The sequence below is a fragment of the Tardiphaga sp. genome, from assembly GCF_041424195.1.
Classification (GTDB): domain Bacteria; phylum Pseudomonadota; class Alphaproteobacteria; order Rhizobiales; family Xanthobacteraceae; genus Tardiphaga.
In genome coordinates this window covers 19,021-27,072 of record NZ_JBGMOE010000075.1, presented here as the reverse complement: position 1 = coordinate 27,072, position 8,052 = coordinate 19,021, and the positions used below count along the sequence as shown (strand labels likewise).

Here is an 8,052-nt window from a genome sequence, read left to right as displayed (position 1 = left end):
AGCAGCCATCGCTTGCGCGCGATGCCGCCGCCATAGCCGGTGAGGGAACCGTTGGCGCCGATCAAGCGGTGGCAAGGCACGACGACACTCAGGGGATTGGCACCATTGGCATGGCCGACGGCGCGGGTCGCTGTGGGCATACTGAGTTGCGCCGCCAGCGTGCCGTAGCTGAGTGTACTGCCCGCAGGGATCTTGCGCAGCGCGGCCCAGACATTGTGCTGAAATGGCGTGCCGGGGATATGGCAGGTGATGCCATCGAGTTGGTCGAGATCGCCGTCGAAATAGCGCGAGAGGGCTGTACGGATTTCGGACGGCGCTGCGTTGTTCGTGAGTTCGACCGCGCCATAGTAACGGCGGAGCAAAGTCCGCAAACGTGTCTCGTAATCGATCCAGTCGAGTGCGCAGAGTGCGCCGCCGTGGTTCGTCACCAGCAGCGCGATGCCGATCGGGGTGTCAAGCCGGTCGAGAGTGAGTGGGGTGGGCGACTTCGCCATGGTGGTGTTGCACTCATCAAATGGAAACGCCGACCGTAAGCGTAGCCACGGTCGGCGTCGTCCCGATTTCCGATAAGTGAGCCCGAATTATTCCGGCTTCGGCTCGTGCGACATGCGCTCGAGGCGTTCCTGCATTTCCTTCATCTGGCGACGCAGGTCGTCCATAGTGTCGGCAGGCTCGGAAGTCGGCTCCGATGGCTTTTCCGGCTCCGGTGCGGCAGCGCCGCCGCGCGGCGGCACGAACGGCTTGAACATCGCGAAGGTCTGCTGAAAGAGCTCCATGTTGCGGCGGACGGTTTCCTCAAGTGGCGCGAACGGCGTCATGCTGAACGTGTTCGTCATCTGCTTGCGGAATTTCTCCTGCTCGCGCGTCAGGCTGTCGATGGACTGCTCGAGATACTTCGGCACGACCATCTGCATGCTGTCGCCGTAGAAGCGGATCAACTGGCGCAGGAAAGTGGTTGGCAGGAGATTCTGGCCAGCCTTGTTTTCCTGTTCGAAGATGATCTGGGCCAGCACCGAGCGGGTGATATCGTCGCCGGTCTTGGCGTCATAGACGAGAAAATCCTCGCCGTCCTTCACCATCGCAGCGAGATCCTCAAGCGTCACGTAAGTGCTTGTTCCGGTATTATAAAGCCGGCGGTTCGCGTATTTTTTGATTGTCGTGGGTTGATCTGATTTCGCCATGGGGCTCACACATACGGACCGAGGACAGGGAACCTTACGGCAGCGCGCCATAAGGTTGTCGAACAACGCAATGCAATAAAGTAAGCACTTTCAAAGGGTCTCGGCTACCGTTTTGTGCGTCACGGTTAAAATGGCAGCAGTATTGTGCTATGCAAAGCGACATCCGTGCCATTTTGCGTGCGTTGCGGCCGTAATTTGGCCTCTGGCCAATTGACAGTCCATTCCTCAGTTAACAGGATAGTTCGCAACGCGGGCCCCGCCATTCTGGCTCTGACCGTCGAAAAAACCTCAACAACAGGAGATGTCCATGTCAGACGATGTCGTCATCGTCAGCGCTGCCCGCACACCAGTCGGCAGCTTCAACGGCGCTTTCGCGACCATGCCGGCGCACGATCTCGGCGCCATTGCCATCAAGGCAGCGCTTGAGCGCGGCAAGATCGATCCCGCGCGCGTCTCCGAAGTCATCATGGGTCAGATCCTCACTGCGGCGCAGGGCCAGAACCCCGCGCGTCAGGCATCGATCGCCGCCGGTCTTCCGGTGGAAACGTCGGCCTGGGGCGTCAACATGCTGTGCGGCTCCGGCCTGCGCACGGTCGCGCTCGGCTATCAGGCGCTGCTCAATGGTGATTCGGAAATCGTCGTTGCCGGCGGTCAGGAATCCATGAGCATGGCCCCCCATGCGCAGTATCTGCGCGGCGGTGTGAAGATGGGTCCGGTGGAATTCGTCGATACCATGATCAAGGACGGTCTGTGGGACGCCTTCAACGGCTATCACATGGGCAACACCGCCGAAAACGTGGCGAAACAGTACCAGATCACGCGCCAGCAGCAGGACGAGTTCGCTGTTGCGTCGCAGCAGAAGGCGGAAGCCGCGCAGAAGGCCGGCAAGTTCAAGGACGAGATCGTCCCGGTCACCATCAAGGGCCGCAAGGGCGACACCGTGGTCGACAGCGACGAATATCCGCGTCACGGCGCCACCATCGAGGCGATGGCCAAGCTGCGCCCGGCCTTCGAGAAGGACGGTACCGTCACCGCAGGCAGCGCATCGGGCATCAATGACGGCGCTGCTGCCGTGGTGCTGATGACCGCCAAGCAGGCCGCCAAGGAAGGCCTCAAGCCGCTCGCGCGCATCGTGTCGTGGGGCCAGGCCGGCGTCGATCCGAAGATCATGGGCACTGGCCCGATCCCCGCATCGCGCGCTGCGCTCAAGAAGGCCGGCTGGACCATCAACGATCTCGACCTGATCGAAGCCAACGAGGCTTTCGCTGCGCAGGCCTGCGCCGTGAACAAGGACCTCGGCTGGGATACGTCGAAGGTTAACGTCAATGGCGGCGCCATCGCGATCGGTCACCCGGTAGGTGCGTCCGGCGCACGCGTGCTGGTCACGCTGCTGCACGAGATGGAAAAGCGCGACGCGAAGAAGGGCCTTGCCACGCTGTGCATAGGTGGCGGCATGGGCATCGCGATGTGCATTGCACGCGACTAATCCTTACGCGCCGCGCAAAATTCTTGCGCGTCGCGTGCCGAAAACATCGGCTCGCGCGTGCACTGCACACACTGCTACAACAAAATGCCCGGCGCTTCGCGCCGGGCATTTTCAGTTGATGCTCCAATTCTGCTTGATGTTCTTCGTATCGCCGGATTAATTCGAAGCTATAACAACAAAAGAGATTGGTGGAGGATCGATCATGGCGCGCGTAGCATTGGTGACCGGGGGAACACGAGGAATTGGCGCTGCGATCAGCAAGGCGTTGAAGACTGCGGGATACAAGGTTGCCGCGAGCTATGCCGGCAACGATGCCGCCGCCGAGAAATTCAAGAGCGAGACCGGCATTCCTGTTTTTAAATGGGATGTGGCTTCCTTCGAAGCCAGCGCCGAAGGCGTGAAGAAGGTCGAGGCCGAACTCGGGCCGGTCGATGTGCTGGTCAACAATGCCGGCATCACCATGGATGGCGCCTTCCACAAGATGACGCCAGAGCAGTGGAACAAGGTGGTGAACACCAATCTTGGTTCGCTGTTCAACGTGACCCGCCAGGTGATCGAGGGCATGCGGTCGCGCAAGTTCGGCCGCGTCATCAACATTTCATCGATCAACGGGCAGAAGGGCCAGTTCGGCCAGGTCAATTATTCCGCGGCCAAGGCCGGCGACATCGGCTTCACCAAGGCGCTGGCGCTGGAGAATGCGAAGCTCGGCATCACGGTGAATGTGATCTGCCCCGGCTACATCAACACCGAAATGGTGCAGGCAGTGCCGAAGGACGTGCTCGAGAAGAACATCCTGCCGCAGATCCCGGTCAATCGCCTCGGCGAGCCCGAGGAAATCGCGCGTGCCGTCTTGTTCCTGGCCGCCGATGAGTCCGGCTTCGTGACGGGCTCGACGATGACCATCAATGGCGGGCAATATCACGCGTGATGTCCTAGGCGTCGTCGAACATAGACTGGATCGATGGCGCCTCGCACCGCTACCCTGATCGGCCTTACAGCCATATTGATGTGGTCTCTGCTATCTGTCCTGACCGTGGCGACGGGGACAATCCCGCCGTTTCAGTTGATGGGGATGACTTTCGCGATTGGTGTCATGGCGAGCCTGGTCGTACGGCCGTCCGCACTGATGTTCAACCAGCCTTGGCTCGCATCACTGATCGGCGTGGGCGGCCTGTTTGGCTATCACGCCCTGTATTTCGTGGCGTTGCGTCTGGCGCCGCCAGCTGAAGCAGGCCTCCTGAATTATCTGTGGCCGCTGCTGATCGTGCTGTTTTCCTCGCTGCTGCCGGGCGAACACCTGCGCGTTCATCACGTGATCGGTGCATTGCTCGGGCTGATCGGTACCGTGTTGTTGCTGGCCGGAAACCTCAATCTCGCGGCGTCGTCATCACAGGTGGCAGGTTTTGCCGCGGCTCTGGCTGCGGCCTTCGTCTGGGCGGGCTACTCGGTACTGTCGCGCCGTCTCAGGGAGGTGCCGACCGACGCGGTTGTGCGCAATTGCGCCGCGGCCGCGCTTCTGGCCTTCGCCGTGCACCTCTTTACGGAGGATACCGCGTGGCCGTCGGGGCCGCTGGCATGGGCGGCGATCATTGCGCTGGGTGTCGGTCCCGTCGGTGCCGCATTCTTCGCATGGGATATTGGCATGAAGCGCGGCGACATCCGTGTGCTGGGTGCCGCGTCCTACGCGACGCCATTGCTGTCAACGTCGTTCCTGATCCTCGCTGGATTCGCGCAGGCGAGCGCGAATATTGCAGTCGCTGCCGCGTTGATTGCAGGCGGCGGCTTGATCGCGGCGAAGGATATGATCCGGAAGCGTGGCTAGGTTGGTGTCCAGTCTTTCGGTGCCAGCTCGAACGTTGCAAAATCGAATCCCGGCGCAACGGTGCACCCGACCAGCGTCCAGTCGCCGGTGGTTGCGGCGGCCTGCCAGGCATTTGGCGGCACGATGCCTTGCGGCTGTTGATCTGCAACAACGTCCGGCCCAAGCATGATCGTGCGCTGGCCGGCGTCGTCGGCGATTTCCAGCGTGAGCGGAGCGCCAGCATGATAGTGCCAGATCTCGACGGCATCGATGCGGTGCCAGTGCGAGCGTTCGCCACGCGTCAGCAGAAAATAGATCGCCGTGGAGGCCGCCCGCCCGCTGGCGTCCACGCGACTGTCGCGAAATGTCTCGCGATAGTGTCCGCCTTCGGGATGCGGCTGCAGGCCGAGCGTCGCGATGATCTCGGCCGCAGTTGGTGTCGTGTTTGCCATCAGGACTTGTTCTTGCGTTCGCGCAACTCGGCGAACACGTCGTCTTCGCTGTAGCCCTTGAGGCGCACGGCGGCGGCGATGGCTGGATCGTCGGCGCGCAGGAACACGTTGGTCTTCTTCTCGAGCCCGAGCAGCACCGGAATGGTCGGCTTGTTGACAGCACGCAGCTGCGCCACTTCGTCGGCGCGGGCCTTCAGTGCTTCGTTGTTGGCATCGATGCCGAGGCAAAATTTGACGTTGGCCGCGGTGTATTCGTGGCCGCAATAGACACGGTAGTCGTCAGGCAATGTGCGCAGCTTCTTCAGCGATTGCCACATCATCGGATAGGTGCCTTCGAATACTCGGCCGCAGCCGCCCGAAAACAGCGTGTCGGCCGAGAACAGCGCCAGCTCGCTGTCGAACACATAGCAGATATGGTCGAGCGTGTGGCCGGGGGTCTCGAACACCCGCGCGGTGAGCGCGCCGACCTGCACCGTATCGCCTTCGGCGACGCGGACGTCGACTTCGGGAATTGCCGTGCCCTGATCGTGCGGTGCGGTGACCCTGCAGCCATAGGTTTTCTTCAGCTCGGCGACGCCGCCGACATGGTCCGCATGGTGATGCGTCACCAGAATGTCTGTGAGCTTCCAGCCTTCGCGCTGCAGCACCTTCATGATCGGGCCGGCCTCCGGCGCGTCGATCGCGGCGGTCTTCAGGCTCTGCGGATCATGAATCAGGTAGCCGAAATTGTCGGACAGGCAGGGGAAGACACGAATTTCAGCAGCCATGATATCTCCGTAATTCAAATCGTCCGGTAACAGCCAACGGCATTTCTGACATATGGCGTTAACGCTTCCCGGGCAATGCGCGATTCGGGGGATCGTAGCGCGTCGTGACGTGTTAGAAAGCCATCATGACCATCGATGTGATCGATCTCCGGGATTTTTATTCGCGCCGCCTTGGCATCGTCGCGCGGCGGCTGATCAATCGCGGCATCCAGGCGCATTGGCCGGACGCCGAAGGCCTGCGCGTGCTCGGTCTGGGTTACCCCACGCCGTATCTCGGCCTGTTCCGGGAGAATTCCGAACGGTGCATCGCCTTCATGCCGGCGGCGCAGGGCGTGTTGAAATGGCCGACGGCAAAGCCCGCGCTGGCCACACTTGTGGATGAATTCTCGCTGCCGCTGCAGGATGCGGCCGTCGATCGCATCATTCTGGTTCATGCGCTGGAAATGTCCGATGACCCGGAGGGTCTGCTCCGCGAGGTTTGGCGCGTGCTCGCGCCATCCGGGCGGATGATGGCGGTGATTCCGAATCGCCGGGGTGTCTGGACCCGCACCGATTCGACGCCGTTCGGTCACGGCCGCCCCTATTCACGCTCGCAGATCACGCAATTGCTGCGGCAGACCTGGTTTACGCCGACGGCATGGAGCGAGGCGCTGTTCATGCCGCCCGTGGGCATGGGCTGGTTCCTGCGCTCGGCGATGGCCTGGGAGCGGATAGGTGCGGCGCTGTCGATGCCCTTTGCCGGCGTGCATATCGTCGAGGCCACCAAACAGGTCTATCGCGCGATCCCCGCCAAGCGCGAGCGCTCGCGGCTGATTCCGGCGCTGCAGCCGGTTCTGGTGCCGACCTCCGGGATGCGGCGCGACGATGAGGCCGACGGTATCGGCGATGCGGAGCCGCTGCCGCGCTGAGCGCTATTTCTCAGCCAGCGGATGCAGGTCGCGGACCAGGCTCTTCAGCCGCTCTTCCACCACATGGGTGTAGATCTGCGTCGTCGAAATATCGGTGTGGCCGAGCAGCGTCTGCACAATGCGAAGATCGGCGCCGTTATGCAGCAGATGACTGGCAAAGGCGTGGCGCAGCACGTGCGGCGAGACCAGCCGCGGCGCGATGCCGGATACTGCGGCGAGTTCTTTCAGATCGCGCGCGAAATGCTGCCGGGTGAGGTGGCCGCTCTCGCCGAAAGACGGAAACAGCCATTTCGAGGCGGCCCCCTTTTTAGGTTGGGTCTTCTGCAGTTCAGCCATCGCGGCGAGATATTCGGCCATTGCCTGTTTGGCAGTTTCATTGAGCGGTACCAGCCGCTCCTTGTTGCCCTTGCCGCGCACCACGATCATCCGCGCATCGCGCCGCGCCGCCGTGAGCGGTAGCGAGACCAGCTCGGAGACGCGAAGCCCGGTGGCGTAGAGGACTTCAAGCAAGCAATAGAGCCGGGCATCGCGCAGTCTTTGCTGGGGCGAGGCCTCGATGTTCTGTGCCTGGCTTCGCGCCTGCACAAGCATGCGGTCGACATCGGCGATCGACAGCACCTTGGGCAGGCTGCGGCCGCGCTTGGGGCCCGACAGGATGGCGGCGGGGTCGTCGGCACGGATTTTTTCGCTGAGCAGAAAGCGAAACAGATGTCGTATTGCGGAGAGGCGCCGCGCCACCGTGGTCGATTTGAAGCCGCGCTCGTCGAGGTCTTCTAGGTAATCGCGCAGCAACTGGGTGTCGGCACCGGCAAAACTGGATTTCGCGCCGGCTGCGAATTCGGAGAAGTCCTCCAGGTCGCGGCGATAGGCGTCGAGCGTGTTCACGCCGGCGCCCTGTTCGGCGGCGAGCATGTCGAGGAACAGGTTGGAGAGCTTGGCGTCGGAGGAAGTGGTCATGTGCCATCATAACCCATGATCCGGGCTGCAGCAGCGGTTTTCGTCCACTGCAGCAGCCTGGAGCACGCGCAGTTTCTATAAGGGTCAGGCACGTGCGGTTATCGATGTGGCTTGCGACCAGACCACCATCCAATGCCCGTCACGCATTTCGTAAGCGTCGGTGTGCCAATAGTCGCCGGGCGGGACCTTATGGCCTCCGAACACGACCTCAATGCGAGCGCGATACCGTATCACGGCGCTGGCGCCATACAGCCGCACGGTGATGTCACCCGGCGTCCATGTCAGATATTTGATGTGGCCGCCTGCAACGGCGCCGAGATATTCGGCTTTTGACAGCGCTGCGCCGATCGGCGTGATCAACTGGAAGTCTGCGGCGTGCAGTGGCTCTGCCGCTGCGATGTCGGCGCTCACAAGCGCACGAAGCCGCGCGCGTTCGACGCCGCGGATGGCGTCCGCGTTCGGATGCTCTTTCGGATCGACGATGGAAGAGGTCATAGGCT

Annotated in this window: 10 protein-coding genes; 4 read left to right on the top strand and 6 right to left on the bottom strand. The window is 62.0% G+C overall.

Annotated elements, in window-relative coordinates; translation table 11 throughout:
* Both ACEK02_RS12035 and phaR read right to left on the bottom strand, forming a co-directional pair.
* The coding region (locus ACEK02_RS12035) for a methylated-DNA--[protein]-cysteine S-methyltransferase (protein WP_371421941.1) at positions 1–494 on the bottom strand (494 nt) is incomplete at its 3' end.
* Between the two features lie 87 nt (positions 495–581).
* Positions 582–1,181, bottom strand: coding sequence for a polyhydroxyalkanoate synthesis repressor PhaR (phaR, locus tag ACEK02_RS12030; protein WP_371421940.1), 600 nt, complete (start codon positions 1,179–1,181; stop codon positions 582–584).
* 307 nt (positions 1,182–1,488) lie between these two features.
* Between phaR and ACEK02_RS12025 the strand changes: the two genes are divergently transcribed.
* The 3 genes from ACEK02_RS12025 (at position 1,489) to ACEK02_RS12015 (ending at position 4,489) form a co-directional block, all read left to right on the top strand.
* Positions 1,489–2,667 (top strand): acetyl-CoA C-acetyltransferase, encoded by a 1,179-nt coding sequence (locus ACEK02_RS12025; protein WP_068732966.1) that lies wholly within the window; start codon positions 1,489–1,491, stop codon positions 2,665–2,667.
* Positions 2,668–2,869: 202 nt separating this feature from the next.
* Positions 2,870–3,595 (top strand): acetoacetyl-CoA reductase, encoded by a 726-nt coding sequence (gene phbB / locus ACEK02_RS12020; protein WP_371421939.1) that lies wholly within the window; start codon positions 2,870–2,872, stop codon positions 3,593–3,595.
* Positions 3,596–3,628: 33 nt separating this feature from the next.
* A complete protein-coding gene (locus tag ACEK02_RS12015; RefSeq protein WP_371421938.1) occupies positions 3,629–4,489 on the top strand; it encodes a DMT family transporter in 861 nt (286 codons plus the stop codon).
* Here the strand turns inward: ACEK02_RS12015 and ACEK02_RS12010 are convergent.
* A complete protein-coding gene (locus ACEK02_RS12010) occupies positions 4,486–4,920 on the bottom strand; it encodes a cupin domain-containing protein (RefSeq protein ID WP_371421937.1) in 435 nt (144 codons plus the stop codon). The genes ACEK02_RS12015 and ACEK02_RS12010 overlap by 4 nt on opposite strands.
* Entirely contained in the window at positions 4,920–5,687 is a 768-nt protein-coding gene (gloB, locus tag ACEK02_RS12005) for a hydroxyacylglutathione hydrolase (protein ID WP_371421936.1), read from the bottom strand. Before gloB ends, ACEK02_RS12010 begins: the two co-directional genes overlap by 1 nt.
* Positions 5,688–5,812: 125 nt before the next feature.
* Between gloB and ACEK02_RS12000 the strand changes: the two genes are divergently transcribed.
* Positions 5,813–6,595 (top strand): class I SAM-dependent methyltransferase, encoded by a 783-nt coding sequence (locus ACEK02_RS12000; protein ID WP_371421935.1) that lies wholly within the window; start codon positions 5,813–5,815, stop codon positions 6,593–6,595.
* Between the two features lie 3 nt (positions 6,596–6,598).
* Here the strand turns inward: ACEK02_RS12000 and xerD are convergent, their stop codons facing one another.
* On the bottom strand, positions 6,599–7,552 hold the full coding sequence (gene xerD / locus ACEK02_RS11995) for a site-specific tyrosine recombinase XerD (RefSeq protein ID WP_371421934.1): 954 nt from the start codon (positions 7,550–7,552) through the stop codon (positions 6,599–6,601).
* An 84-nt stretch (positions 7,553–7,636) separates the two neighbouring features.
* The gene (locus ACEK02_RS11990; RefSeq protein ID WP_371421933.1) at positions 7,637–8,047 is read right to left on the bottom strand and encodes a nuclear transport factor 2 family protein; all 411 of its coding nucleotides are present in this window, start codon (positions 8,045–8,047) and stop codon (positions 7,637–7,639) included.
* Between the last annotated feature and the right edge of the window lie 5 nt (positions 8,048–8,052).